The organism is Neobacillus sp. NPDC093182, from assembly GCF_044754045.1.
In genome coordinates, this window is record NZ_JBIVOI010000008.1 from 57751 (window position 1) to 83436 (window position 25686).

General features: G+C 35.4%; 28 protein-coding genes, 2 pseudogenes and 1 other annotated feature. Of the genes and pseudogenes, 8 read left to right on the plus strand and 22 right to left on the minus strand.

Annotated elements, in window-relative coordinates; all coding sequences use genetic code 11:
* Positions 1-8 precede the first annotated feature (8 nt).
* Positions 9-716, minus strand: a complete 708-nt coding sequence (locus tag ACIQAA_RS15445) for an SDR family oxidoreductase (protein WP_402621152.1) — start codon at positions 714-716, stop codon at positions 9-11.
* 60 nt (positions 717-776) lie between these two features.
* Entirely contained in the window at positions 777-1946 is a 1170-nt protein-coding gene (locus ACIQAA_RS15450; protein WP_402621155.1) for an MFS transporter, read from the minus strand.
* 193 nt (positions 1947-2139) lie between these two features.
* On the opposite strand from ACIQAA_RS15450, the pseudogene ACIQAA_RS15455 reads away from it, so the two are divergent.
* Together ACIQAA_RS15455 and ACIQAA_RS15460 are read left to right on the plus strand one after the other, a co-directional pair.
* Positions 2140-3036: pseudogene (locus tag ACIQAA_RS15455) on the plus strand (LysR family transcriptional regulator).
* 174 nt (positions 3037-3210) lie between these two features.
* On the plus strand, positions 3211-3363 hold the full coding sequence (locus tag ACIQAA_RS15460; RefSeq protein ID WP_402621157.1) for a hypothetical protein: 153 nt from the start codon (positions 3211-3213) through the stop codon (positions 3361-3363).
* Positions 3364-4277: 914 nt separating this feature from the next.
* On the opposite strand, the gene ACIQAA_RS15465 is transcribed toward ACIQAA_RS15460, so the two are convergent.
* From ACIQAA_RS15465 to ACIQAA_RS15490, 6 genes are all read right to left on the minus strand, one after another.
* Positions 4278-4505, minus strand: coding sequence for a cyclase (locus ACIQAA_RS15465; protein WP_402621159.1), 228 nt, complete (start codon positions 4503-4505; stop codon positions 4278-4280).
* A 216-nt stretch (positions 4506-4721) separates the two neighbouring features.
* The gene (locus ACIQAA_RS15470; RefSeq protein WP_285291942.1) at positions 4722-4856 is read right to left on the minus strand and encodes a hypothetical protein; all 135 of its coding nucleotides are present in this window, start codon (positions 4854-4856) and stop codon (positions 4722-4724) included.
* A gap of 172 nt (positions 4857-5028) precedes the next feature.
* Positions 5029-5202, minus strand: coding sequence for a hypothetical protein (locus tag ACIQAA_RS15475; protein ID WP_402621163.1), 174 nt, complete (start codon positions 5200-5202; stop codon positions 5029-5031).
* A gap of 652 nt (positions 5203-5854) precedes the next feature.
* Positions 5855-6478, minus strand: a complete 624-nt coding sequence (locus tag ACIQAA_RS15480) for an FMN-binding negative transcriptional regulator (RefSeq protein ID WP_402621166.1) — start codon at positions 6476-6478, stop codon at positions 5855-5857.
* A 21-nt stretch (positions 6479-6499) separates the two neighbouring features.
* The gene (gene paiA, locus ACIQAA_RS15485; protein ID WP_402621169.1) at positions 6500-7018 is read right to left on the minus strand and encodes a spermidine/spermine N(1)-acetyltransferase; all 519 of its coding nucleotides are present in this window, start codon (positions 7016-7018) and stop codon (positions 6500-6502) included.
* A gap of 25 nt (positions 7019-7043) precedes the next feature.
* The gene (locus ACIQAA_RS15490) at positions 7044-7496 is read right to left on the minus strand and encodes a MarR family winged helix-turn-helix transcriptional regulator (protein WP_402621171.1); all 453 of its coding nucleotides are present in this window, start codon (positions 7494-7496) and stop codon (positions 7044-7046) included.
* A gap of 128 nt (positions 7497-7624) precedes the next feature.
* Between ACIQAA_RS15490 and ACIQAA_RS15495 the strand changes: the two genes are divergently transcribed.
* Both ACIQAA_RS15495 and ACIQAA_RS15500 read left to right on the plus strand, forming a co-directional pair.
* Positions 7625-8065 (plus strand): GNAT family N-acetyltransferase, encoded by a 441-nt coding sequence (locus ACIQAA_RS15495; protein ID WP_402621174.1) that lies wholly within the window; start codon positions 7625-7627, stop codon positions 8063-8065.
* Positions 8065-8730, plus strand: coding sequence for a YczE/YyaS/YitT family protein (locus ACIQAA_RS15500; protein WP_402621177.1), 666 nt, complete (start codon positions 8065-8067; stop codon positions 8728-8730). The genes ACIQAA_RS15495 and ACIQAA_RS15500 overlap by 1 nt, the downstream gene beginning before the upstream one ends.
* A gap of 321 nt (positions 8731-9051) precedes the next feature.
* Here ACIQAA_RS15500 and ACIQAA_RS15505 read toward each other — a convergent pair whose 3' ends face one another.
* Positions 9052-10269 carry an ATP-binding protein gene (locus ACIQAA_RS15505; protein ID WP_402621180.1) on the minus strand — a complete coding sequence of 406 codons (1218 nt, stop codon included), beginning with the start codon at positions 10267-10269 and terminating at the stop codon, positions 9052-9054.
* A gap of 285 nt (positions 10270-10554) precedes the next feature.
* Here ACIQAA_RS15505 and ACIQAA_RS15510 point away from each other — a divergent pair, with 285 nt between their 5' ends.
* The 3 genes from ACIQAA_RS15510 (at position 10555) to ACIQAA_RS15520 (ending at position 12148) form a co-directional block, all read left to right on the plus strand.
* Positions 10555-11568, plus strand: coding sequence for a DUF3231 family protein (locus ACIQAA_RS15510; protein WP_402621183.1), 1014 nt, complete (start codon positions 10555-10557; stop codon positions 11566-11568).
* An 88-nt stretch (positions 11569-11656) separates the two neighbouring features.
* Positions 11657-11836, plus strand: coding sequence for a hypothetical protein (locus ACIQAA_RS15515; RefSeq protein WP_402621186.1), 180 nt, complete (start codon positions 11657-11659; stop codon positions 11834-11836).
* A 9-nt stretch (positions 11837-11845) separates the two neighbouring features.
* A complete protein-coding gene (locus ACIQAA_RS15520) occupies positions 11846-12148 on the plus strand; it encodes a CBO0543 family protein (RefSeq protein ID WP_402621583.1) in 303 nt (100 codons plus the stop codon).
* Positions 12149-12288: 140 nt separating this feature from the next.
* Here the strand turns inward: ACIQAA_RS15520 and ACIQAA_RS15525 are convergent, their stop codons facing one another.
* Complete coding sequence (locus ACIQAA_RS15525; protein ID WP_402621189.1) at positions 12289-12696, minus strand: Lrp/AsnC family transcriptional regulator; 408 nt, start codon at positions 12694-12696, stop codon at positions 12289-12291.
* A 132-nt stretch (positions 12697-12828) separates the two neighbouring features.
* On the opposite strand from ACIQAA_RS15525, the gene ACIQAA_RS15530 reads away from it, so the two are divergent.
* Complete coding sequence (locus ACIQAA_RS15530) at positions 12829-13590, plus strand: MBL fold metallo-hydrolase (RefSeq protein ID WP_402621192.1); 762 nt, start codon at positions 12829-12831, stop codon at positions 13588-13590.
* A 78-nt stretch (positions 13591-13668) separates the two neighbouring features.
* Here the strand turns inward: ACIQAA_RS15530 and ACIQAA_RS15535 are convergent.
* The 12 genes and pseudogenes from ACIQAA_RS15535 to ACIQAA_RS15590 all read right to left on the minus strand — a co-directional run.
* Positions 13669-13779 (minus strand): annotated as a pseudogene (locus ACIQAA_RS15535) (nitrite reductase); the annotation flags it as partial.
* A gap of 166 nt (positions 13780-13945) precedes the next feature.
* Positions 13946-14218 carry an HAD family hydrolase gene (locus ACIQAA_RS15540; RefSeq protein WP_402621195.1) on the minus strand — a complete coding sequence of 91 codons (273 nt, stop codon included), beginning with the start codon at positions 14216-14218 and terminating at the stop codon, positions 13946-13948.
* Positions 14219-14268: 50 nt separating this feature from the next.
* Entirely contained in the window at positions 14269-15513 is a 1245-nt protein-coding gene (gene tyrS / locus ACIQAA_RS15545; protein WP_402621198.1) for a tyrosine--tRNA ligase, read from the minus strand.
* A gap of 42 nt (positions 15514-15555) precedes the next feature.
* Positions 15556-15775: a binding site (T-box leader), on the minus strand.
* Between the two features lie 19 nt (positions 15776-15794).
* The gene (locus tag ACIQAA_RS15550; protein WP_402621585.1) at positions 15795-16307 is read right to left on the minus strand and encodes a MarR family transcriptional regulator; all 513 of its coding nucleotides are present in this window, start codon (positions 16305-16307) and stop codon (positions 15795-15797) included.
* A 384-nt stretch (positions 16308-16691) separates the two neighbouring features.
* Positions 16692-17567, minus strand: a complete 876-nt coding sequence (locus tag ACIQAA_RS15555) for a MurR/RpiR family transcriptional regulator (RefSeq protein ID WP_402621201.1) — start codon at positions 17565-17567, stop codon at positions 16692-16694.
* A gap of 176 nt (positions 17568-17743) precedes the next feature.
* Positions 17744-18250: a prolyl-tRNA synthetase associated domain-containing protein gene (locus ACIQAA_RS15560; protein ID WP_402621204.1), complete on the minus strand. Its 507-nt coding sequence runs from the start codon at positions 18248-18250 to the stop codon at positions 17744-17746.
* Positions 18216-19166, minus strand: coding sequence for a DMT family transporter (locus tag ACIQAA_RS15565; RefSeq protein ID WP_402621207.1), 951 nt, complete (start codon positions 19164-19166; stop codon positions 18216-18218). Before ACIQAA_RS15565 ends, ACIQAA_RS15560 begins: the two co-directional genes overlap by 35 nt.
* Positions 19167-19283: 117 nt before the next feature.
* Positions 19284-20657, minus strand: coding sequence for an MFS transporter (locus ACIQAA_RS15570; RefSeq protein WP_402621210.1), 1374 nt, complete (start codon positions 20655-20657; stop codon positions 19284-19286).
* 223 nt (positions 20658-20880) lie between these two features.
* Complete coding sequence (locus ACIQAA_RS15575) at positions 20881-22272, minus strand: protoporphyrinogen/coproporphyrinogen oxidase (RefSeq protein WP_402621213.1); 1392 nt, start codon at positions 22270-22272, stop codon at positions 20881-20883.
* A gap of 44 nt (positions 22273-22316) precedes the next feature.
* The gene (gene dapA, locus ACIQAA_RS15580) at positions 22317-23219 is read right to left on the minus strand and encodes a 4-hydroxy-tetrahydrodipicolinate synthase (protein WP_402621215.1); all 903 of its coding nucleotides are present in this window, start codon (positions 23217-23219) and stop codon (positions 22317-22319) included.
* A 141-nt stretch (positions 23220-23360) separates the two neighbouring features.
* Positions 23361-24854, minus strand: a complete 1494-nt coding sequence (locus ACIQAA_RS15585; RefSeq protein WP_402621217.1) for an aldehyde dehydrogenase family protein — start codon at positions 24852-24854, stop codon at positions 23361-23363.
* A 393-nt stretch (positions 24855-25247) separates the two neighbouring features.
* Positions 25248-25553 carry a hypothetical protein gene (locus tag ACIQAA_RS15590; protein WP_402621220.1) on the minus strand — a complete coding sequence of 102 codons (306 nt, stop codon included), beginning with the start codon at positions 25551-25553 and terminating at the stop codon, positions 25248-25250.
* Positions 25554-25686: the final 133 nt, after the last annotated feature.

The window sequence follows — 25686 nt, forward strand, 5'->3', positions numbered from 1 at the left end:
TTTTCATGTTACCAATCGATTGGTTTTCCTTCTCTGAAGAATTTCCCATTAGGTCCTTCTGGTCCAATCGTCGCCAACCAAAGGATAGACTGCGCTGCTTGCTTTGGTGTTCTTGGAGCTGATGGCCCGCCCATATCAGAGCTAACCCATCCCGGATCGACTGCATTTATTTTGATATCACCATTGATTTCCGCAGCTACCAATCGTGTTAATCCATTTAAGGCAAATTTAGACAACTTATAAGCTCCTACTCCTGGATAAGACATTTCGCTCATCGCCCCATATTCTGAGGAAACATTAATAATTCTCCCGTAACCCTGTTTTTCCATGAGGGGAATAAAGGAACGGATTACATGGTAAACACCAAAGAAATTAGTAGCCATTGTTTTCTCCAGAATGCCAGGGTCTATAGCCAATAACTTTTCATTCTTATCTAAATACACGCCAGCATTATTAATTAATACGTCTAATCTTCCATACCGCTCACTTACTGTAAGGGCGGCTTGACTGATGCTTTCTTGATTATTTACATCCATTTCCACAATAGAAACGTCAAGATTTGATTCCATAAGTTTTTGCGCAGCTTCATGACCCATCTCTGGGTCCCGACTTGCCAAAATGACCTTAAAACCTTTTAACGCCAATTGCTTGACCAGCTCATATCCAATTCCTCGATTCCCGCCGGTTACAAGTGCAACTTGTTTATCCTCTGACATGTAAATCCTCCATTCTCTTCTTTGATTGAAAGTATCTAACAATCCTAATAGGGATACACCTTATATGGAGAGTTGTTTTGTAGGACTATACTTATAATTTCTTAGTAAAATAGTGAACAAACCTAAAATCAATGATAGTATCCCCACTAACACAACGTATTGTGTACCCATATCCGATATAATGAATCCGCCGACGGCTGCCCCAAATGTTGTTCCTAAGTTAGCGGATGTTAGAAATAATCCATTAGCAAAATCAGGAGCTTCGGGAGCTGCCGACATAATCCAATACTGTGTGATATTGCCCCCAATACCTGCCAATACTCCCCAAATTAACGTAATGATCGCCATAGGTAAGGTAAAATGTCCTGTGAAAAATAATAAGATATAAACTGCCCCTAATACAAAAGGATAGGATACGACAGATTTCTTCGCATTTTTAGTTAATAATTTCCCTGCCACAATATTTCCTATAATATTGGCGCCACCGTAGACGAATAATAGTAAACTAATAGAATTTGAAGACAAATTCGTAACTGTTTTCAGATAATCAGCAAGATAACTATAAACTCCAAATACGGCTGAATTTAATAAAATGACCGTTACGATGGAAAGCCATGTAATTGATTTTTTTAATACCGATAATTGACTTCCGTAAGAAAGTCTTTCCTCAACCGGCATAGAGGGCACAAATAGTACCGTAGCAATGAATGCTACAACATTAACAACAGCAAAAAATACCATCGCCATTTGTAAAGAAACTGCGCTAGCTATAAAACTTGCGACAGGTACACCGATTACCATTCCGGCAGATACCCCAATGAATACTTTAGAAACAGCTTTTGGAGCTTCTTCTTTCCTTACTGAGGCGGCAGCTACTGAAAAAGCCAGCGAACAATAAATTGGATGAAAAATGGCTGGGATCATACGAGCAATTAATAGAATGGTAAAGTTAGAGGTAAATATGGATACAATGTTCCCCAATACAAAAACACCTAGTACAAGTAACATGACCTTTTTCCGATTGATTCCTGAAAATAATAAAGGCATGGTTGGACCAGAGACTGCAACAACCAAGGCAAAAAAACTCACCAGCCATCCTGCTTTTGATACACTGACATGAAAATGTTCGGCAATGTCAGGTAATATCCCAATAACCCCCATTTCGGTATTTAAAATACCGAAGACTCCAATCGTTAAAATAAAAATTAATAAATTATTCCGTTTAGTCAAATAAACAACTCCTATCTTCAGCATTTAAATAACTTTAGCTTCCTTTTTTACGTGTTTTACCTAAAAATCATCCTTTGTTATTTATTCTAGTGTAATCCTGGCATATAGCAATTACTTATATCAAATATCATGATATGCTTGTTAGGCATTTCTGAACTGTATATACTAAAACATGATAAAGGAGGAGTAATAGATGGAATTAAGAGTTTTGCGCTATTTTCTAACTGTTGCAAGAGAAGGAAGCATTACAGGTGCGGCTGATTTTTTGCATCTTACACAGCCAACCTTATCAAGACAATTAAAAGACCTTGAACAAGAGTTAGGAAAAAAACTATTCATTCGCAGCAGTCATAGTATCGTACTTACAGAAGAAGGAATGCTCCTGCGAAAGAGAGCTGAAGAAATCGTTGAAATGGTCGATAAATTAGAGGCAGAATTCCATTCCATGGAAGAAACGATAAGTGGTGATGTTTATATAGGCGGAGGGGAAACCGATGCCATGAGACAGATTGCACGGGTTGTAAAAGATCTACAGTTACGTTACTCAAGTATACGTTATCACCTCTACAGCGGAAACGAAGACGATGTGACGGATCGGCTTGACAAGGGATTGCTTGACTTTGGTATTTTAATTCAACCTGCTGATTTATCAAAGTACAATTATATCAATATCCCTGCGAAAGATGTTTGAGGAGTTGTGATGAGGAAAGACAGTTCTCTTGCTTCCAAGGATACGATCCAAGCTGTGGATTTGTTAAATCTTCCGCTAATCTGTTCACGACAGGCGATGAAACAGACATTCTCTAAAAATGAATTTGCGGATTGGTTTGGTGAAGATTTTGATAAATTAAACGTCGTAACGACATACAATCTTGCCTATAATGCTGCCATTATGGTGGATGAAGGCATTGGTTATGCCATAACCCTTGATAATATAGTGAATACGTCTAGTGATAGTAGCCTTTGTTTCAGACCCCTAGAGCCACGACTTCAATCCGGCTTAAATATTGTTTGGAAAAAACATCAGGTTTTTTCCGCTGCTGCTGATTTGTTTTTAAAAGAAATTCAGGTGAAATTTTCAAATCTTTGAACAGACGTCCTTATTCTTCCTATCGCAGCAGGTGTTTTAATATTCATTTGAGGTTGTTAGCTCCTCATGTAACGAATTAACTTTTTTAAAAGAGGAATAAACTATCTTTTTAGTTGCAATCTATATTTTGTATAGCAAACTGACTATTAAAACAAGAATCGAGGTGGATGAAAAATGCCCAATGAAAACACAGGCTTACCCAATACAATTAAATCTAGTATTTGGAATACACGAACGGACGAACCGATACCTGTAATCAAAGATAAAATCGTTGAATCCTTTGACAGACCTATCCTTAAATCAAAAACCAAAGACAATCGTGATTAATAAATTAAATGGTTCTATAACCTATAAGTAAAGCCCTCTCACAAGCTTCTCTTTTATAATAAAAGGCTGCACATTTGCTAACAGGTTCCGTTTCCTATCGCAAGACCTGAAAATGCAGCCGAAAAAGCAACCTAATTTGTACCTTTTTAGTATGTGTTTTTGTAATAAAATAAATGGCTTAGTTCACTATTCTAAGCGATTTATTTTAATAATTCCTATTAGCTTGTTCAACTAACCAGCTAATAGGATGTCAATATTTTTCATTAAAAAACAAAAAAATAAATGCTATACTAAAAATGCTTATGCCAAAAAACCTTCCTCAATCCTATTGGAAGGTTTTTCTTTAGTTACTTAATTGTATCTCTTAAGCCAAATCAAATCACTACTTTACCATAAAAATCCATTCTGTTATTGTGCTAATCAGCCCCGGTAGTACAATAAGAAAAGCTGCCACAATGACAGATCCGTTCTTCAACCCTCGCCCGCGTTAGCTTTATAAGAAGTATGTATACTTATTATAAGGAAGAAGGAAATAATAAGTAACAAAATACATTTATTTAGAGGCAATGTTTGTTGTTTTTTTTATCATAATTAGTTTATTCTTTGGTGTTTGGAGACGCTTAATTGGAGAACTGTAGAAGGCTCGTTATCTAAGCCTTCTTCCCCTAACCTGCCCGTCAGCACAAATAGAAAACGGGATGCCGCAGCCATCCCATCTTTTTTAATGGTGAAATAGCATGTTTTAGAAAGTTTGATTATTTATTAATTCATCGTAATATTCCTTTGGATTAGAGATATTATTATCAATAAAAAACGTGCCTGTTGTTTGAACATATCAATGTAAGGTTCTCTACCAATAGATAAATCACCCAAAGGAACTTTTGATTCTCTCTTATATTTTGCTGAGGTTATTGCTAAGACTTCTCATCAACAGGTCTTCGTTTATGTTTTTCATTAATTATTTTTTTGTTAAGTATCCTTACTTCACCAACCATTAGCAACCTCATATCCTCTACAATATACTTAGCTAACTCTTCGTCAGTAATGTCATTTCCATCAATATCTAGTCGAAATTCTTGCCCTTGTATTCCACCGCCATTAGTAAACTCGATTTCAAAGTCAAATTGAACTCTTTTATCCATTTTGAAACCACCTTAAGTTAGTTTTGGGTTGATCATTATATACATATTCTAGTTGAATAAAACAATAACCTTCCTGAACTACCTGCTACTTAAGTTGAAAAAGAAAATAAAAGAAGCACTCAAAATTTTGAGCACTTCGTTAGACATAAGATCACGGCAGTTAAAGGCTGCCGAGATTTTTTATTCTACCCGCATAGGGTATTCCTCATTAATTTTTCATTCACTGCTTTGTGTAGTATTAAAAAATTCAGACTGATCTTTTTTGTTAGCCTTTACCTTATTGTTGTTTTTACCCATTTTTCCATCTGATTCATAACTTAATTTTTGCGGTACCTTTTTATTCTCTTCCATAATTTCCCCTTTCAAAACTAGTATCGTAAACGTTAGTCACAATCATCGATTATGTTTATAACTATTAACTAACACTAAATCTTGACTTAAATTAAGTTCGGTTTTCCGTTTCACGCTTTAAGTGTTGTAGTAATAAAAAATAAGTCAATCAGATATAAATTGACTTAAACGATTACGTTTCTTGTTTTTTGATTGTATTGTTAACTAAGTTTTGAGTTGCATCTCGAGACGGCTCTGCCACATTTTCAATAGCTGGCTGCACGTAGTTTAAAGCTGACTGATTTATGTTTTTAACTATTTTTATCTTATTTTCAGGATCGTTCTGATTTCGATTACTTTCCTTCATTGTTAATTCCTCCATTGTTTTCTTTTTATTCTCTGTTTTATTTTGAAAAATATACACAACAACTCCTTTTTCCTTCTTGGACTATCCTGCCTAGTTAGTTAATAACTTCAACAAAAATAAGCGATAATCCCTTCTTGGATTATCGCACCCTGTCAGTAAGATTAACCTTGCTTAATACCCATTCTGATAATGCTCCCCTTGCATGTAAGTACATCTGATAAAAAGTTGTATAAAGCTCAAACCGTCCTTCTTTCAATAAAATGAAAAGAGAATTCCTTCAAATTTATTTACCTTGGAGACTAGAGTTGTTTCTTGATTATTTTTTCATTAGAATCACTAAAATAATCGTCGAAGGATTGAATTGGTTTTACATCTATCGATTGTCCCGAAGACCTTAAACAAAAATAAGTTGAAATTGTAATGAATAGGCAAAGTAAAAGGATGGTCAACATAAAATTCTCTCCTCGCTTTCTTTTATTTGTTTTGAGTGTAAATTATGAAACGCGTTCCAGGTCAACCCCAAAAATAAACGAAAAAAAAGGACCGATCGTCAAATGGTCCTTTGGCTAGATGGTAGTTCAAATTCTTATTAAAGTAAGCTGCTCCGTTCCTTTCTGACATTCTTGCATCTGAGGGTTGAATAAAAGTGGGCTTATAGGTGATTTTTTACTCTCTTTTCCATCCGTTCTGCTATTTGTTTCGAATTGGGATTGCCTTCATTTTGTAATTGATTAATGATGTTAGTATAATCCGTTTCATTTCGGTTCTGACTTAATTTATATGCTGTCTGAATTTCCTCCACCTTAATCTTAAATCCAACTATACCTTTCAGTTCACTCTCTAAGAGATCAGGAGAAAGTTTATCCCATAAAACAGGATTTTCACGATTTTTTTCATATTTTTCTAGCATTATGGTTAATTCTTCTATTAATTCATCTTTCTCTAAAATGCTTGCTTTACCATATACATGGACGGCTTGATAATTCCATGTTGGAACTTCTTCATGCCCATACCAGGAAGAAGAAATGTACGCGTTTGGTCCCTGAAACATAACAAGCACATCTTCACAGGTTTCAAATGTTTTCCACTGAGGATTTCCATAAGCCATATGCCCAGTAAGATAGTAATCATCACCTTTTTTCTTTAATCCCAAAGGTAAATGAGTGGCAATTGGTTTCCCTTGTTCGGTTGTAACAATTGTGCCAAAAGAGTTTTTTTGAACAAAATCCCAAATTTCACCCTCATTTGTGACCTTATAATATTTTGGAATATACATAATCATCCACCTCTTAAAAAGTTATAGGAGTGTTTTGGTCATGATAAAGTCCGTTTGTTTTTCATCACCCATATAAAAAGAGTGGGCTCCAGTTTGAACAAACCCCATTTTCTTATAAAAAGCAATCGCATTTTCATTTTTTTCCCATACGCCTAACCAGATTTTCTTTTTATTAGATTCCATCGCAATTTCCATCGCTTTATTTAGCAGATATTTCCCAAGTCCATGTTTTTGAAAAACTTTCTTTATATAAATCCTCTCGATTTCAAGTGATTCATTCCCCATTTCTTCAGACTGAGCTTCATTCATATTGACCTTTAAATATCCTGCAACTTCATGGTTAAAATAAACAAAAAAGAATTGCGAAGAAATAGTGGATAATTCTTTTTCTAATTGTGTTAAGTTAAATGCCCTTTCCAAATAGGCATTCATATTTTCGGGTGAATTCTGATGCTTAAATGTCTCATTAAACGTTTCATAACTAATTTCTTGAAGTTTACGTAAATCCCCAAGGTTACACTGTTTTATATTTACCGTCATTTTACTACGTCGCCCCTTACTATTATCAATAATTTCTCTTGTTTCCCTTTTTAACAAATTCCCAGTCTTTTTCTATATTTTTTCTTACTCGTTGGAGAAGATTGAAAATGGTATCTACTTCTCTTTCGGACAATCCCGCTAAAGCAACGGTATTGGAATAATCATTTTCTCTTTTTATAAAAGGATAGACATTTTTCCCTTTCTCTGTTGGAAAGAGTTTCTTTATTTTTTTGTTCTGTTGATCGTCTTTCTTTTCAATAAAACCATTCACTTCAAGCTTTTTTATAGCACGAGCTGCTGTTGTTCGATCAACTTTGATCATCTCAGCTAGCTTTTCTTGAATGATTCCTGGGTTTTCACAGATTCGCACCAGGTACAAATACTGTCCTTTGGTAAGCTCATATTCTTTAAATTCTATATTACTGATAGAATCTAACGCCCTTGCAATCATTCCAATTTCTCGTAAAATTTCCTTCATACTAACTCCTTAACCCACATTTTTTTGTTGCATTTACTATAAAAGTGATATAAATTTAATTTAACCTAATTTTATTGCAATTGCAACAAAATTATCATGGCCATATTTATTTAAAAGGACTGAAAAAAATGTATGTAAAAAGAATAACGATTGATGAAGATTTAAAGGCAGCATTTGCTATAAGGAAAGAAGTATTTGTTATAGAACAAGGTGTACCACTTGAAGATGAATTTGATCAATTTGATACACTGAATGGACGTTGCGAACATATATTGGTCTATTACAATGAACAACCAGTCGGAACGGGAAGGATAAGGTTTATTGATGGAGTTGGTAAATTGGAAAGAATCTGTATCCTCGAGCCTTTCCGTAAATTTGGTCTTGGAAAAATCATTATTAAAGCGTTAGAAGAAATCGCGGAAGAACGGGGAGCCTTGCAGGTTAAATTACATGGACAAACACAGGCAGAAGGATTTTACAAAAAACTTGGTTTTAGTCCTTCATCTACTATCTTTATGGAAGATGGGATCCCACATATTCTAATGCTCAAAGAAATGTCTAGTAAATAATGATAATCAGGTCGAGTAAAGCCAAATATGTTGTTTTTGTATTAGGTATATTACTACTAACCCTTGGTATTTCTTTCACGATCCAATCAGACCTTGGGACCTCACCTTTTGATGCACTTTTGGTCGGTCTATCAACAAACGTAGGGCTTACTGTTGGAAGCTGGGAAATCATAATTGCTTTCATACTGATAGGTTGTAATTCATTTTTAAAAAGAGAAAGACCTGAAGTTTTGGGGTTGTTAACCGCATTTGTAACGGGTATTGGCATTGATATGTGGCTCTTTTTATTACACGATTTGCTAACACCCGAACTATGGTACAGCAAAGTTGTTTGTTTCGGAGTCGGCTTAGTTGTTATGGGATTGGGAACAGCAATTTATTTACAAACAAATTTTGCCCCCATTCCAATTGACCGGTTAACCTTAATCATCCAAGAATTAACAAGAACTTCTATACTGTTTTCAAGAACATTCATTTATCTTGTATTCTTGTTAATGGCATTATTATTCAATGGACCAATTGGAGTTGGAACGTTATTAAGCGTTTGTTTAGGAGGACTAATACTTAATTACTTTATGCCATTTACTAAAAAAGCATTTGATCGCATATTAACACACTCTAGTACATCACTAAATAATGATAAAGATAAAAACCATTCAATATAGGATGGTTTTTGTTGTTCTTGTTCCACTAACCTGGCCGTTAGTACAGCAAGCAAAGCTTCACGTATATGTAAAAATATTAGCATTTTACAGTTTATCCTCCCCGTAGGGCAATAAGAAAAGGCTGCCCACAACGACAGCCTTTGATCTATTACTATTGCTACCCATTAGCTTAAATTTTAGTGAAATTTCAGCACAAATACGCCTTACATCAATAAAAAATGAGTGTCAAATTCATAAACCATTTGGCACTCATTTTACTTTGCATTTTTTATGTTTGCGATAGGTAACGGAACCCGTTACACATTTGCAACCCTCTTTTACTTATCCCATATTTGCTGCTGGAAACCAAATCGTTACCGTTGTTCCTTCACCTTTTACGCTGTCAAAGTGGATGGTTCCTTTATACTTTGCAGCAATATTATAGCAAATCATCATCCCAAGGCCCGTTCCTTTACTTTTTAACGAGTAAAATGGAGTACCAAGAGAATCCATTTCTTCTTTTGACATCCCTTGTCCACTATCGATTACTTTAATTTCAACCAAGTCCTTATTCCTTTCAGCGGTAACGACAACTGAATCACCAACTTTTGATGCTTCAATGGCATTTTTAATAATATTAATTAATAACTGTTTAAATTCAATTGTATTCGCAGCGATATAACAATCCTCAACCATCCTAAGTACAATCTCATTATGATGCAGGAGGCCATAAGTATTGAGCAGATCCGTTACACTTTGAAGAACACTCTTTACATTTACTAATTCCGTTTCAGTATCTTTGTCGGGTTTGGCAATGGATAAAAATTGAGAAATGACCTGTTCTGCCGTGTCTAATTCATTAATCATTAACGAGAAATGCCGCTTATTATTTTCATTATATGTATGATCTTTCTCATACATTTGTAAGAAGCCTTTAACAACTGTTAATGGATTTCTAATCTCATGTGCCACAGCAGCAGCCAACTGTCCAGTTGTTTTCAGTCGTTCTGAATGTTTAATTTGCTCATAGTAGAGCTTCTGCTTCTCCAAGCGTCCATGCGATAAGTAAAAGATAAAATAAAGAATGGCTTGGCTTCCTAAAAAGTTAATAATATTTCCGATTAAGTCTTTACTTATATAAGGATAAAGATCCCCTCGATCAACAATGGCAATATAGCTAAAAAGAATGATGATGGACAAAGTATTTAATAGTAAGGAAAGATGAAAAAGTTTTGTATCAAAAAACAAAATTGAAATAGCAGGAATAAAGCATAAAAATATGAAGTTGGACCAAGTATTCGGATATAAAAAGAAGATGGTATAAAAGTAACTAGATGCCACGACGATTATTATGATTCTAAGAAAATGGGACTTATATAAAGGGTAAATTAATAAGCAGCTAGAAAAAAAGAAAACTAAAACACCATGCGAAAAATAGCCTGGTCCAGGATGATGAAGAAGTGGATTACCGGCAAACAGCCCAAGCAACATAAGTGTAATCACCACTACCACAGTGCTGTAATATAACTTTAGATTAATTTGAGTATTTTCGTTCTTCATACTTACCCCTTCTGCTAAAAGCCCAATCTTAAATGTATCAAAACTTCCTATATTCTATCATATTTGCTTTATGGAATAATAAAGCTACGGTTAGATTGTATAAAAAAATCCTCAGTAGTAACTGCTGTTCCTCCTCGTATCATTGCAAAAGTTCCAAAACCTTTCAAAAATTAAGCATACGGTTTAAATAAAAGTTTGATAATAACATCATATTAAATAAAGGTGGAAATTTAATACATACTGTAAAAGAGGTCTCAACTTGGGAAACTTTTTGGAGGGAATATTATGAAGGAAATTAGCCATTCCGTGGAACTTACATCAGCAGAAATAGCAAATCTTTGGACTCAATACATGAACGATTCCTTAGCAATTTGTATTCTTACTCATTCAATCGAAAAGGCAAAAGACCAAGATATTAAAGAAATTCTTGAATTTGCTCTTAGTCTTGCAGAATCCCATATCGTAAAAATCAGGGAATTTTTTAGTCAAAATCATTTCCCTATTCCAAAGGGATTCTCAATAGAAGAGGATATTAATCTAAATGCCCCTCCAATATTTACGGATGTTTTTATGTTGGATTATATGCACGTTATGACATTACTTGGATTAACAGGGTATGCTGGTGCTGTTGCAACCTCATGTAGAGCAGACCAAATAGACTATTTTATCAAATGCAACATTGAAACAATGGAATTACATAAACGAATCATATCTGTCATGCTTAACAAAGGGCTATATAGCAAGACTGCAAGAATTAATACACCAAGTCAAGTTGATTTTGTAGATAGTCAACGTTATTTAACAGGTTGGTTTGGAAAGAAACGTCCTTTAAACGTAATAGAAATTAGCGGTATGAGTTTTAACATGAAAAAAGACGCAGCTAAAACTGTATTAGAACTGGGTTTTGGACAAGTATGCCAAACAAAAGAAATTCAAAAGTATTTCGAAAGAGGAAAAAATATTTGTAAAAACCATTTTGGTACTTTTAGCAATATGTTAACAAAGGAAGAATTATCTTCCCCTAAAACATGGCTTTCTGAAGTAGCGAATTCCACCGTTTCCCCTTTTTCAGATAAATTGATGTTATTTCATATTGTCACATTAGTTTCGTCAGCAATTGGATATTATGGTGCTGGTTTATCGGTTACTCAAAGGAGAGACTTAGCGATTGAATACGCTAGATTTATGACTGAAATGGGGCTATTTGCCGAGGATGGGGCACAGCTATTGATAAAATACGGTTGGTTGGAACAACCTCCGTTAGCTGATGACCGAGAAAATTTAGCCAATAAGAAGTAATGTGGAACCCCGTTGGTTGAAGATATTTAAAGATTTTTCACATAAAAGTTTTTACTTGAACAAATTATCATACGGGGAGGTGTAAAAGTTGAGAAGAAAAGATTTCCCGTATTATTTCTTAATCATAGTGACTGCAATTGGATTGGTCTTATTACCGTTCGCCATTGTAAAACGTTCATTTAAAGATTGGATTATTGTATACCTTGTGAGTTTCATTGGTAATTTTTTCTCAGATAAATATTTTGTAACAAGAGGATATTTAAAATAACCAAAAAAAATTTTTCCAAAGTATAAAATCCACCTCCCATTTGATTATATTCATTACCCTTTACTGCTGCTTTACTATAATCAGTGGACATTGAATAGCAAACCCGTTGGAATCATTTTAAAACTTTTCCCTTTTGTTATACCGCAAACAATCATAGAGACAATCGCATCAAAGAAAACTAACCTAATTAAATGGAAAAAAGGATGGACTTGGTATCACTCATTAATAAGTCTTATGTTAAAACTGTTAATTTGCAGAGCTATCATTGCAATGATTAGAATAATAAACAAAGGTAAGATTTCAGTAAGGTAAAATGGGAACGTGACTATCGTTCTCTTTATTTTTTTTAAGACAAAAGGAATGGTGCAACATTAAAGGTAAGGTTATTTACTATCTAAAGTGCCTTTTTTCAACGAACGTTCCCGTTACTGTTTACATTTTATATTTCTCTATTAATTAATTACAATCGATAATTTATAGCTTACCAAATTGCTCAGGTCTGTCAAAAATTCATCTAATATTTGATTGGTTTGAAATTTGCATTCAAGAAGATAACAACTTTCTCCACTGATTTTGTAATGGTTTATAACGTATTGTTCTTGTTTTTTTATGAATGACAAATAAGGTTGATGATTTGTGTTTTTCGTATAAATATGTATAATTGCGTGAACTGCATACCCCATTTTTACTTGGTTAACTTTAATGGTGTATCCCTCAATAATCCCACTATCTTCTAATTTTGCCACTCTAGCTGAAGTAGCTGGTCCAGTTAAATGGACTTTCTCGCCCAATTCTTTCATTGTAATCCGACTGTTCTTGGATAATTCGTCTATGATTTGAATATCCGTCCTATCTAACATTTATTTAATTCCTTTCATTAATAAAGTAAAACCGCCAAAAGACTTTATTTAATCTATATATCATTCATGGGTCCATAATATAAACTATACATTGTTCAAAGGAAAATTCAAAAGATAAAGGAGTTAATAAATATGAATATACATCAAATTCGCAATGCAACAATGGTGGTTGAATATGCGGGGAAGAAGTTTTTAATCGATCCTATGTTATCGGAAAAAGGGACTTACGCGCCTTTCCCAAATTCACCAAGACAAGATCAAAATAATCCCTTGGTAAGTTTACCAACATCCATTAATAATATTATTCAAAATATTGATGCTGTCATTGTCACTCATCTGCATCTAGACCACTGGGATGATGCTGCTAAAGAAGCATTGCCAAAAGATATAAAACTCTTTAGTCAAAACGAAGAAGATGCTGCAGAAATAAGAAACGCTGGTTTTCAAAATGTAGAAGTATTAAAAGAAGATACAATCTTTGAAGGTATTCAATTAATTAAAACAAAAGGCGAGCATGGAAGAGGCGAAATCTTAAAGCTTGCGGGTCAAGTATGTGGCGTTATAATCAAACACCCATCTGAGAAAACATTATATGTGGCTGGAGATACTGTGTGGTACGATGCAGTCCAAGAAGTAATCGACACACATAAGCCAGAAATCATTGTAGTCAATGCTGGTGACAACCAATTCTTCGAGGGCGGTTCTCTGGTCATGGGGAAAGATGATGTTTATAAAGTGTATAAGGCTGCTCCTAACGCAAAAATTATTGCTGTCCACATGGAAGCAGTAAACCATTGGGCATTGTCTAGAGAAGAATTAAAAAGCTTTATTAATGAAAAAGGAATCTCCTCTATTGTTTTAGTTCCTGAGGACGGAGAAGCCTACTCATTTTAAGTGAAAAGCAGACGGAATAATAACATTTCCGTCTGTTTGGTCCTCAAAATAATAAAATTAACAACGCATATTTAAATCTGCAATGACTTTTTCTACTTTATTGTACAATTCTTCTGGTGTAAGATTCTCCATCAGCAAGGAACCCACCACTGCGTCTTTCCCTTTTGCCTTTCCTCCAACAAATAAATTGTTAATTAAATAACACTACATTTCTATAAAACAGAACTTTTTATTTGCTAATAATTCAGGTTTACCAACGCACCACTTATCAACAAAAAGGAAATAAAAAAATGCCGCAATGTAATTGCGGCAAATTGAATAGGGTAACACGACGAAAAAATGTTCCAAATGGTATTTATATTAAACCATATTTATTAAAGCTATTATAAATACCATCTTCATTGTGTGTATCGGTAATATCGTCAGTTGCCTTCTTAACTGCTTCTTTTGCATTCCCCATAGCAATACCGTGTTGAACAAATGCAAGCATTTCTAAATCGTTCAATCCATCCCCGTAAGCAAAAGTATTTTCTTTATCAATTTTTAAATACTGAAGCAACGTTGAGATGGCTGTTGCCTTGTGAATACCAGGAACTGATAATTCTCCGCTATTTAACCAGAGTTCCATCAACATCCATAAAAATAATTTTCTTCATGCTTACACCTGCTCTAACTTTCTTATAGTATTAATTTTACAAATTTACGTTTGCCTACTTGAAGAATTAAGCCGTCGGTAATCCTAACGTGTAATTGTGAATCGTCTACCTGAGCTCCATTCACTTTTACACCTCTATTTGCAATCATTCTCCTAGCTTCACTTTTGGAGCTTAGCATTTCCAAATCAACTAGCAGGTTAATGATTGAAGTTTCTCTTTCTCCCTGCCACTGCATAACAGGTATTTCATCTGGAAGAGAACCTTTTTGAAAGACTGAGATAAAATCATTTTGTGCCGTTTCTGCCGCTTCATGCCCGTGGTAGATTCTTACAATGGTCTTAGCAAGAAGCATTTTTGCATCTCTCGGATGCAATTCACCTGTTTCCATTCTTGACTTTACAGATTGAATTTGTTCGAGAGTTAAATCCGTTATCAATTCGAAATACTTGTGCATTAATTCATCTGGAATGGACATTGCTTTCCCGTACATTTCTTGAGGAAGTTCATCGATCCCAATGTAGTTTTTCTTTGATTTAGACATCTTCTCGACCCCATCAAGCCCCTCTAATAAAGGCATTAACAAGGCTACTTGCTTCTCTTTTCCAAACTTTTCTTGAAAATGCCTTCCCATTAGGATATTAAAATGCTGGTCTGTTCCACCTAGTTCAATATCGGATTCCAGGACAACAGAATCGTAACCCTGCATTAAAGGGTAGAAAAATTCATGAAGAGAGATTGGCTTGCCAACTGCAATGCGTTCTTCAAAATCGTCCCTTTCTAAAAGTCTTGCTACGGTTATTTTTCCTGCTAGTTTGATGACATCTTCAAAGTTTAATTTTGATAGCCATTTAGAGTTATAGTGTAACTCGACTTTTTCCATATCTATAACCTTTGCAAATTGTTCGAAGTATGTTTTCGCATTGTGCTTTACTTCTTCATCTGTTAATTGTTTTCTAGCTACTGATTTTCCTGTCGGATCTCCAATTTTCCCTGTAAAATCTCCAATAATTAGTTGGATAACATGTCCATTCTCTTGAAACTGCCTCATTTTATTTAGGACAACGGTATGCCCAAGATGTACATCTGGAGCCGAAGGATCTAAGCCTAATTTTATTTTTAGCGGTTTATTCTCTAATAGGGACCTGGCTATTTTATTTTCTAACTCTTCTGTTGGAATAATTTCTTTTACACCCTGGCTGTAAATAGCCATCTGCCTTTTCACTTCAGTTTGTTGTTCCGGGTTTAATTGCTCCATTAAATTACTCATTTTTTTGTTCCTCCTAGAAAAATATAAAAAACCACATCCCAAAAAAGGGACGTGGTTTAACTTTTACACGCGGTACCACCCTTATTGAAGGATATAATCCTTCCACTTAACGATTAACGGCTCGACCGTTCTTTGCTTATTATTTTTGCAAAGAAAGCTCAAGGAATGTAATTCGTGTTATCTTTGTATCGATTTGCACCAACCACCGATTCTCTGTTAACAGGGAGATAACGACTACTGGATTTCCCATCATAGCTTTTTCATTATTTTATTGTTATGCATCAAAAATCATTTTCCCGAATTACTTTTCTAAGTAATTTCGTCATGCTTTTTTGTTCATCTATCGACAATCCCGAAACAATCTCGACTTCTCCTTTGTGGAATCGTGGATAAAGATCCTCCATCACGTTCTTTCCCTTTTCTGTTAAAGTAACGTAGGTAATTCTTCTGTCCCTATTGTCGCTTTTTCTGTAACACAACTCTTTTCCTTCAAGTGTTTTGGTTATATTACTAATCGTAGCTTTTGAGACCCCAGCAGACTGTGCTAATTTTTTTGTCTCAATTGAATCCCATATCCACAAATCATATAGCATCGAGAATGCAGTCCATGATAACCCATATTCAGATAAAACTTCCTGTTCCATTTTGTTTCTTAATCCTTGTGCCACCCGATACAAAATTGTAACCACTGCAATAGCAGCTAGATTTAACGAGTCATTGGGGATTTTAGTTAATCGATTAATTGTATCAATTTCTTCAGGAAGTAGTTCTCCAACCTCATTAAATGAATGAATATTGAATCACCTCTTTAAATTTTCAAAATCATTAGCTATGAAACGATAATACCAAAAAAAAGTATTTAATGCAAGGAAGCTTTTGCTAAAAATATTGTAAAAGTCAGGTGAACGATTTGTCAACCTGGTTAGCTTTTTCATTTTTCACATTTGAATATTATTAAGTTTTATAGAACTTTAATAAACCTTTAGCTGGTAATCTAGTCAGCAAACAACTATATAATTAAACTAAAGCTTCCCATAAGATGCAACAAGTAAAGCGATTGCTCTTATTGAACAATCGCCACCGTTTTAAGTGAGATTTTGTTATAGGAAAAAGTTTCCCTAAATTAGTCCCAAATTGTCCCCAAGTCAAACTGGAAGAAAGCTTGGGAGACTTAGGTTTTAATAAGAAAACAATACATTCTTTTCTTTAAGTGTTTTTTCAAGTCTTTTCAATTTTTTAATCGATTCTTCTGATGATCGTTTACCAATTTCAATTACCAATGCATCTATCAATGCAATGATAGGAATAACTGAAAATTGTTCTTTACTAACTTCTACTTTCAACGTTACGGACGCATATGAAATAACTGGACAAGAGATATAGTCTGTTATCAATATAATGCTATTGCCTAGTTCATAGGCTAGCTTAACGGCTTCAACAACTCGATTAGTGTATGGTTCGAATGCAAAAACCACTAAAACTTCATCCTTTTCAAATTGTAAAATCTTATCGTAAATCACCTCCGTATCATGGCTTAGTTGCCTTATCTTAAAATAGAATTCTCCAAGCAACTGTTCAAAATATAATGCAGTTGCTTTGTACGGCCGACTACCCAAAACATTGATAAAACTTGATTTTTCTATGATATCAATAGCCTTTTCAAAATTTTGCATTAAATCGGAGTCTAATGATTTGTTTAATAAATTTACGGATTCTTTCCAAACTTGGACTAAAGTTGGAACTTTTCCTTCCTCTTCCTCTTTTTGAATCTCTGTAATTGAATTCTTCAATGTCCATCTTGATTCGGAAGGGAACGATTCATCGTAGATATCTTTTCGTAAATCATTAAAGTTTTCATAACCCAAGGCATTTAACGTACGCATTACAGTTGAAATTCCAACATTGGCATTATTGGCAAGCTCTTTAACTGTTATCAATCCGATTGACTGATAATTTTTTAGAATATAATCGCATAACTGTCTTTGTTTTTTTGGAAAAGAATCTTTAATATCAAGTATTTTATTAATAGTTGTTCTTGGATTATCTATACTCATTTAAATCCCCTTTTTTCCTTCATTTTGTAGATTATCCGTCAAAATTGATAAGTTAAGTCCATTATAACTCATATATGTAAAAATGGCCCAATTCGAAAAGGACGCCGTCTGAATGGCGTCCGATACTATTTTCATATTGTTTTATAACTTATTTAATTATATCCTTTCTTTCAAAATTATGACGACGAGAATTTAATAATTGAATAAGGATTATTAATCGCTTCAAGGTACTTTCTAAAGTCTTGGACTGAAAGGTTGACCGTTGTTGTGTTTACATTAGGATGGAAGTTAATCGTGTCTTTATCAAGTAAATCACTGTCAAATACAACATGCACATGGTTATCCGTATCATTTATCAAGCCGAAAGCGCCAACTGCTCCGGGATAAACCTTTAAATATTTTTTAAGTCTTTCCGGAGAACCAAAACTCAACGGAGTGCTATCAATAAGCTTTGATAAACTTTTCAAATCTACATCCTTATCTTCTGATACAATCACTAAAAAATGTTTATCCCCTTTTCGATTTCTTAAAAATAAATTTTTAGTATGTCCTCCGGGAATAGTGATATCCAATTTACGTATTTCTTCAACTGTAAAAACCGGGACATGTTCATACCTTTTAAAGGAAATCTTTAATTTTTCTAAAACATCATATACACTTTTTTCCTGCTCTAGTAGCATCATCTTGGGCTTTTCTCCTCTCGCTTTTCTTTGCCTTAGACCGTCCATCTGCGACGAGAATTGCTGAATACAAAACCAATGCGATTCCTAACACCTGCCATCCCCGTAGATGTTCTCCAAGAAAAAGTACTCCAGTTACTACTGCAATGATGGGTTCTATTGTTGCTAAAATGGAAGCCTTGCTAGCTTCTAAATGTTTAAGTCCTGATGTATACAAAACAAAAGCTGCAACCGTTGCTACTAACGCTAACAACACCGCTGACATCCAAACATCTACATATTGGAATTTATCAGTCTTCTTTAAAATGTCACTTGTCAATAACATGAAAATACTCGTATAAAGAAATGTGTACGTTGTAATTGTCAATGCAGAATACCGTTTGGTTACAGGTTTGCTGAAAATACTGTACAACGCATAGCAAAATCCAGATAGAATCCCCATTAACAAGGTTTTCATATGTATACCTTCTTGGCCGAGCGGCAGTAGACCTACAACAAATGCACAACCTGTAATAGCAAGAGCAAGTGCCCAACCTTTACGAATGGTCAAGGGCTCTTTAAAAAAGAGCCGAGACAGGATGGTTACAAACAGTGGGCCTGTATACAAAAGTGTTACGGCAAGGGATAAACTCGATTGAGAAAAAACTTCAAAATAAAAAAAGTTAAATAAAGCGATACTAAAAATTCCCGCACAAGCGAAAAAAATATGATCTTTTAATCTGGTACGTAACTGCTCCCGATAAAATGCTGTCATAATTAGAATTAAGATAACAAAGGTAAAAATACCCCGAATGGCAACTACGTCCCAAGCTGTAAAGCCGCGAGCATACAATGGAGTAATAAATAAACCAATAAGTCCCCAACATACCGCACCAGCTATTGTAATGATGTAAACTCTTAAACTCGTCCGTTTTTCCATTTTATGCACCTCATATTTCCATGAAGGGATTGACTCCAATTTATCACTTTGCCACAAATCGGGTCAACCCTTCATAGAAACTCACTTGATTCCTGCTTTCTCACAAAGCTTTTCTTTTTAACCGTTTTTCCTCATTGCAATACTTTCTGTCCTTCGTGAAGTGCCTTTGTTTATAGAGCTGGTCTCTGCTAAACTCATATTCTTTGTTTCAGGGGCCATGATGAGAGAGACTAAGAACCCGATAAAAAACAATGCCCCACAAATATACAACGTTGCTGCCAAACCGAAATTAGACAAAATGGCCGGGAAGAAAAACGTTCCAATGGCAGAGGCGATACGGGTTACCCCTGTGATAAAGCCCATTGCTGTGCCCCGAATATGGGTTGGGAATAGCTCATTCGGATATATCCACTCATGAGCTCCCATCGCAGTATTAAACGTTCCATAAACGATAAAGAGAACGAGGATAAACATAAACGATATATTCATTCCAGACGTTGCTCCTAGTATAAATAAAGCGATGGAAGATACTATAAATGGAATAATAAGTGTAGGTCTTCGTCCGTATTTTTCCAATAAATAAAGGGCAGGAATCAAGCCGGCAAGATAGACGATATTAATAACTGCCGCTCCCAGATATTCCTTCGTCCCATTAGCAAATCCAAATTGTGCAAGGATCTCAGGGATATAGGTTCCTATTCCAAAGGTGGGGATGACTTGAAGCGACCAGAAAACAGATACGAAAAATACCCATTTCCCATAACCATTTCGGAATATATCGAGAAAGCTGGTTTTCTCAGTGGACTCTTGTTCTTCCGACATGATGACATTATCCCCAAATATTTTCTGTACAATTGAGTTTGCTTCTTTTTCCCTTCCTTTGTTAGCCAGCCAACGAGGGGATTCCGGCATATTTAAACGTGCGAAAAGCATGAGGAGTACTGGAATCGCAGTGCTTGCAAGCATCCATCTCCAGCTCGTATCACCCATGGATAGCAAAAAGTAACCAACCAAATAGGAACTGGCGTAACCGACATACCAGAATCCATTAAGCCCTCCAAGTAAGGCACCGCGATTTTTTTTCGGAGAAAATTCCGCCATCAAGGCCCCTGCAATGGGATAATCTGCACCTACAGCAATACCTAAAATAAATCGTAAAATGACCAACTGCATTGGATCAGTGACAAAAAACTGAAGGACTGACACAGCAAACATGACCAGCATGTCGATGAGAAACATCGTCTTCCTGCCAATAATGTCTGTAAGGTAGCCTCCAATTACACCACCAACAAACATCCCCGCAAGAGTTGCCATTCCAATCAGGCCAATCATGGTTAGCGACATATCGAAATAAGTCTGCATGACAGCAAGTGCTACCGCAATAATTCCGATAATATACCCATCGATAAATGTACTCCCACTGGCATAGGCGAACATTTTATAATGGAATCCACTTAAAGGCAGGTCTTCCATTGTGCGGACTTTATTCATAAATTCCCTCCTAGTATGGCAATAATTTTTTTATATGATTAGTTCGTACAAATGAAATATCACAGATGGTCCTCAAATCACATGGTCCCAGTCTTTAAGCTATTATCACTTTTCAATCTCTAAAGTCTTGCTGATATTGCGAAGTAAACGTTTGCATTTTAGCGGTTGAGGAATTAGTAATTTCAATTGAGATTAACTAATTCTCTCAACAAAATTCTTGAAATTAATTAGAAACCGCAGCCTTGAGTTTCTTCTCTTTTTGAGATTCAAAAATCCCGAATTCTAGTAAGCTATTAATATTTTGTGCTGCAGTGAATCCTGTTTGAATAGCTGTTTCAGTATAAAAGGTGCCTAAATAATCACCTGCTAAGAACAATCGACCCGCAGATTTTGTTAAAATTGGTTGTATTTTTTCACGACCTGGGAATACGTAAGCGGATCCAAATGGAAATTTATTTACCTGAGCCTCAACCACATGATCACTAAAACCAGGAAATATTTCATTTAAATCTTTCAAATAGATTTGAATAATTTCCTCATCAGATTTATCAATGAGCCGGCGCCCACTTTCCCCCGGTGAAAATGTCATAAAACTACTACCTGGCTGCCTATGGGTTTCCATCGAACGTACTAAATTAGATTGATGAAGAATAATGTCAAATGACCTTTTAGGCGTAGCAAAAGAATATACATCATCCCAAACTTGAGGTCCTGTTTCATTTGTTAAAAATGCTGCACTAACATGTGGACCATAAGTAACCTGACCAAGAGCGTCTGCAATTTCTGGGTCAATATTTTTTGCTATTTTTTTTGTGATGGTGGCAGGTGTCGCGAGTACTGCATAACGTGCTTCCTCCACATGCTTCACACCATTTTGAATATAGCTCACTACAACGGAGTCCTCTTTCTGAAGAACCTCTAAAACGTTTGCATTTAGTTGAACCCGTTCGCCTAATGTTGTTGCAATCGTGTTCGTAAGCGTTGATGGCCCCCCAACAATATTTCTCGATAACCCTTCACTTTTGTTCCATATCAAGTTGAAATACCCTACACCTGACCCTGCTGTCATTGTCTCTGGACTGCCAGTCGAACGGCTGACGGTAGGTCTAAAAATCGCATCTGCGTCTGGTGGTAATTTACCAGTAAAGTCAGCAAAAGTTCGATCACTCATAAATTCTAAAATTCTTTGTTGTTGAACTCTATCGTTCTCTCCTGGACGTTTCTTTGCCATTTTGCCATATTTGATAACAGCTGCACGCACTTTCGCACCTGCACGTATCATAGCAAATCTAGCTTTCCATGACATAGGGACCCTAAATGGAAATAGTTCAACTCGACCACCTACAAGCAACTTTCCATTCAAAGACATGGCAGTTAATATTCCAGGTACAGGTGCTGCAGATGTTCCCACAGATTGGAATAATTCATCAGTAGCTGATCCGGCTCCAGCATATAGATGTCCACCCCAATTTAACCAATATTCTCCTCGGCGTTCTGAACGTACACGGCCACCAATACGATCATCGGATTCTAAAAGTAAAATATCATGGTGTTTAAGGCGCCAGGCAGCGGACAACCCAGCTAGTCCACCGCCTATGATTATTACATCTTTCATTGGTTTTCCTCCTATCCCTTGTGTTTATTATTCTCCTAATTCAATTAATGTTGATTCACTCTTAGTTCCCCTAATTCATTTAATATTTTTTCTATCTTTGTTTTGAACTTTTCGGAAGCAGGCACTAGTGGTAATCTACTTGGTCCTCCTGATAATCCTAGTACTTCCAAGCCAGCCTTTACGGTTCCTGGAATCGTTTCTTCTTCAATAGCATTATATAACTCTAGCAGTTCCTGATTTAATTTAGTCGCTTCTTTTAAGTTGTTCTCATTTACGATTAAATCATATAGTTTTGCTAACTTTTTCGGGGCCAAGTTGTGGACTAGTCCAATAGCACCATGTCCCCCTAATGCTAATGTAGGCAAGATTAAATGTTCAAATCCAGTAAGTACCGCAAAGTTTGGATTGTCTTTTGTCAATGCAATAAGTTTAGAAGTATGCAGTCCATCAGCAGTATTTTTAATACCTACAATTCCATCTATTTGACTTATTTCATGAATTAATTCTGGATCCAGTTCAACACCTGTAGCATCTGGATAATGATAGATTACAATTCCAATGCTAGAGTTTTCTGCTACTGCCTTGTAATGATCAATAATTCCTTGTCTACTAGTTGTCATATAATAAGGATTAATGACCAAGGCACAAGCTGCACCAACTTCAGCTGCGTATTTAGTAAGTTCAATTGTATCTTCTGTTCGATGACAGCCTGTACCCGCCATAACAGGTAATCTACCGTTTGATGTATCACACACGAATTTAATGACTTCTTTTCGTTCTTCCATGCTCATCAATGAGTATTCTCCAGTACTTCCTCCAACTAAAAGACAATTCATTCCTCCGTCTATCAAATGTTCTACTATGTGTTCTAGCCCCTTATAGTCAATACTGTTATCCTCTTTCATAGGTGTAGGTAAAGCCGCGATCATTCCAAAAGGTTTATACATATTTATCCTCCTCATAAATGTTAATTAAAATGGAATTTCTACAAATAAACTAAAATTTGACATTGCCTGAAAAAAACTAAATTAAAAAAATATTCAGAATTATCCATCGAGATGATATTATCAAAAATGAATCGTAGGCATTTAATTTTGTTTAATATTCACATATACACTTTTCACTTCCGTGTAGTTCTCTAAGCCATACTCTCCGCCCATTTCACGTCCAATACCAGATTGTTTGTATCCTCCGAATGGCATTGTCTCCCACTCAAGACCAACGTCATTAATCCAAACTGTCCCTGCTTGTAGTTTACGAGCAATATAATGACCAGTTTTTATATTTTCTGTCCAAACACTAGCTGCCAAACCATAATCACTGTCATTTGCTCTCTTAATTACTTCTTCAACAGTATCAAAAACGAAAATCGACATTACTGGACCAAAGATTTCTTCACGTGCAATCGTCATGTCGTCTTTTACATCTGCAAAAATCGCTGGTTCAACAAAATAGCCTTTATCAAATGTTTTTTCTCCTCCAGCAACAAGGCGTGCACCTTCTCTTTTTCCTTGCTCGATGTAGCTAAGAACAGTTTGTTGCTGTTTTGCAGAGACGAGTGGGCCCATATCTGTTTCTGGATCCATTCCCGGACCCAGTTTTAACGTGTTCACACGTTCTGCCAATGACTGCACTACCTGATCGTAATGTTTACGATGAACGTAGATTCGTGTACAAGCACTACAGTTTTGTCCATGATTGTACATCGTGCCATTAAATGCCCCTTCTATTGCTTCTTCCAGGTTGGCGTCCTCTAGGATGATTGCAGGTGATTTACCACCTAATTCAAGCGTAACGCCTTTGATTTGATCTGCTGCTTTCTTCATCACTTCTTTTCCAACAGCTGTTGATCCAGTGAACGACACTTTGTCCACCTTCTTATGGGTAATAATGGCTTCACCGGCCACTCGACCGGAGCCAGGGGTGATGTTAACAACGCCGTCTGGGAAACCAGCTTCTTTGAACAGTTTTGCTATATAAAGAAGAGAAAGCGGTGTTTCACTTGCAGGTTTAATAACAACTGTACAGCCCACAGCTAGAGCCGATCCTAACTTCCAAGCAGCCATCAAAAGAGGAAAGTTCCATGGAATAATTTGACCAACAACGCCCACAGGTTCATGCACAGTATAATTCACATAATCTGGTGAAACTTGTGTCGTTTTCCCTTGAATCTTCGTTGCAAACCCCGAATAATATCTGAAGTGTTGGATTGACCCATCCACATCATCTGTTAATCCGACTTTATAGGGTTTACCATTATCAAGTGCCTCTAGTTGCACAAGCTCTTCACGGTTTTCCTCCATAAGATCTGCAAACTTATAAAGAAGACGCGAACGTGTAGCCGCTTCCATTTTCGACCATTCACCCTCATCGAAGGCTTTTCTTGCAGCCTCGACGGCAATATTAATATCTTCAGTGTTTGCTTCGCTAACTTGTGCAATTACTTCTTCAGTAGCAGGGTTAATGACACTGAATGTTTTTCCATTAACCGCTGATACGTATTCTCCGTTAATATAAAGTCCAATAAACTCTTCTAGGAATTCTTTTACTTTCGGTTTTAATTTGTATTCGGTTGCTTGCATTTTGCACACCTCTCCTCATTTAGTTTTGATACCTTCTGTTCCAAAAGAATAAATATTCAAATTTTTTGAATTATTCATTGAATTAAATATACCAACAATTTGATTTGTTGTAAATCATTTTTTTAAAAAGGGAATATTTAAGTTCATTTATTTATTATTTATAATTTATATTGCGTTTTTTCTGTTTCAAAAATAACAAAGGAGATACTACTTAAAACTGTAGTATCTCCTCTTTAAAGGTCTTAAAAATATTGTAGACATTAATAACTCTCTACGCATTGTTGAATAGGAAATTCAAAATGGCACTTTGGTTCTCTTATTTTGTTTTTTAGTCCTTTTTTCAACTAACCTAATCCTTTTTAGAAGGCATTTGTCAGCCGCCTTCTATACTCATTACTTTCCGTGCTCTGTAATAATAGGTATCTTAATCGTTTTATTATAAAAATCAATCTTCGGAGTTAAGTCATATGACTTTTTTTTAAATTCAATTACCCCTACACTGGTAATGCTAAAGCGAGCTATATATTCATCCTTATGATCAATAATTATAAATTCATCTTTGTTTTTAAATAAAGCAAAATTAAATTGCATGATGATTTTCCAATTGTGAACTAAATCGTATCTTTCTAAAGGGATGATTTGTTCTTCCTCTATTTTTTCTTCGTTCGACTTTTGTTTTTGTTTACTTACATTCCTCACCTATGACTTCTACTCCTCTCTTTTCAACTCATTTAGATAAACTATGATTGGTTTTGCATCAGAGTGTGGATGTTTGTACAAAAAGTAAAAAAAGAGTCTATAAATACGCTCGCAGAGTCGTTTACATGTAGTG

Bases quoted from the DNA above. Each gene is read 5' to 3' on its own strand.
- ACIQAA_RS15445 (WP_402621152.1), bottom strand. From the start codon at position 716: ATGTCAGAGGATAAACAAGTTGCACTTGTAACCGGCGGGAATCGAGGA.
- ACIQAA_RS15460 (WP_402621157.1), top strand. From the start codon at position 3,211: ATGCCCAATGAAAACACAGGCTTACCCAATACAATTAAATCTAGTATT.
- ACIQAA_RS15465 (WP_402621159.1), bottom strand. From the start codon at position 4,505: ATGGATAAAAGAGTTCAATTTGACTTTGAAATCGAGTTTACTAATGGC.
- ACIQAA_RS15470 (WP_285291942.1), bottom strand. From the start codon at position 4,856: ATGGAAGAGAATAAAAAGGTACCGCAAAAATTAAGTTATGAATCAGAT.
- ACIQAA_RS15475 (WP_402621163.1), bottom strand. From the start codon at position 5,202: ATGAAGGAAAGTAATCGAAATCAGAACGATCCTGAAAATAAGATAAAA.
- ACIQAA_RS15480 (WP_402621166.1), bottom strand. From the start codon at position 6,478: ATGTATATTCCAAAATATTATAAGGTCACAAATGAGGGTGAAATTTGG.
- paiA (WP_402621169.1), bottom strand. From the start codon at position 7,018: ATGACGGTAAATATAAAACAGTGTAACCTTGGGGATTTACGTAAACTT.
- ACIQAA_RS15490 (WP_402621171.1), bottom strand. From the start codon at position 7,496: ATGAAGGAAATTTTACGAGAAATTGGAATGATTGCAAGGGCGTTAGAT.
- ACIQAA_RS15495 (WP_402621174.1), top strand. From the start codon at position 7,625: ATGTATGTAAAAAGAATAACGATTGATGAAGATTTAAAGGCAGCATTT.
- ACIQAA_RS15500 (WP_402621177.1), top strand. From the start codon at position 8,065: ATGATAATCAGGTCGAGTAAAGCCAAATATGTTGTTTTTGTATTAGGT.
- ACIQAA_RS15505 (WP_402621180.1), bottom strand. From the start codon at position 10,269: ATGAAGAACGAAAATACTCAAATTAATCTAAAGTTATATTACAGCACT.
- ACIQAA_RS15510 (WP_402621183.1), top strand. From the start codon at position 10,555: ATGAAGGAAATTAGCCATTCCGTGGAACTTACATCAGCAGAAATAGCA.
- ACIQAA_RS15525 (WP_402621189.1), bottom strand. From the start codon at position 12,696: ATGTTAGATAGGACGGATATTCAAATCATAGACGAATTATCCAAGAAC.
- ACIQAA_RS15530 (WP_402621192.1), top strand. From the start codon at position 12,829: ATGAATATACATCAAATTCGCAATGCAACAATGGTGGTTGAATATGCG.
- ACIQAA_RS15540 (WP_402621195.1), bottom strand. From the start codon at position 14,218: ATGGAACTCTGGTTAAATAGCGGAGAATTATCAGTTCCTGGTATTCAC.
- tyrS (WP_402621198.1), bottom strand. From the start codon at position 15,513: ATGAGTAATTTAATGGAGCAATTAAACCCGGAACAACAAACTGAAGTG.
- ACIQAA_RS15555 (WP_402621201.1), bottom strand. From the start codon at position 17,567: ATGAGTATAGATAATCCAAGAACAACTATTAATAAAATACTTGATATT.
- ACIQAA_RS15560 (WP_402621204.1), bottom strand. From the start codon at position 18,250: ATGATGCTACTAGAGCAGGAAAAAAGTGTATATGATGTTTTAGAAAAA.
- ACIQAA_RS15565 (WP_402621207.1), bottom strand. From the start codon at position 19,166: ATGGAAAAACGGACGAGTTTAAGAGTTTACATCATTACAATAGCTGGT.
- ACIQAA_RS15570 (WP_402621210.1), bottom strand. From the start codon at position 20,657: ATGAATAAAGTCCGCACAATGGAAGACCTGCCTTTAAGTGGATTCCAT.
- ACIQAA_RS15575 (WP_402621213.1), bottom strand. From the start codon at position 22,272: ATGAAAGATGTAATAATCATAGGCGGTGGACTAGCTGGGTTGTCCGCT.
- dapA (WP_402621215.1), bottom strand. From the start codon at position 23,219: ATGTATAAACCTTTTGGAATGATCGCGGCTTTACCTACACCTATGAAA.
- ACIQAA_RS15585 (WP_402621217.1), bottom strand. From the start codon at position 24,854: ATGCAAGCAACCGAATACAAATTAAAACCGAAAGTAAAAGAATTCCTA.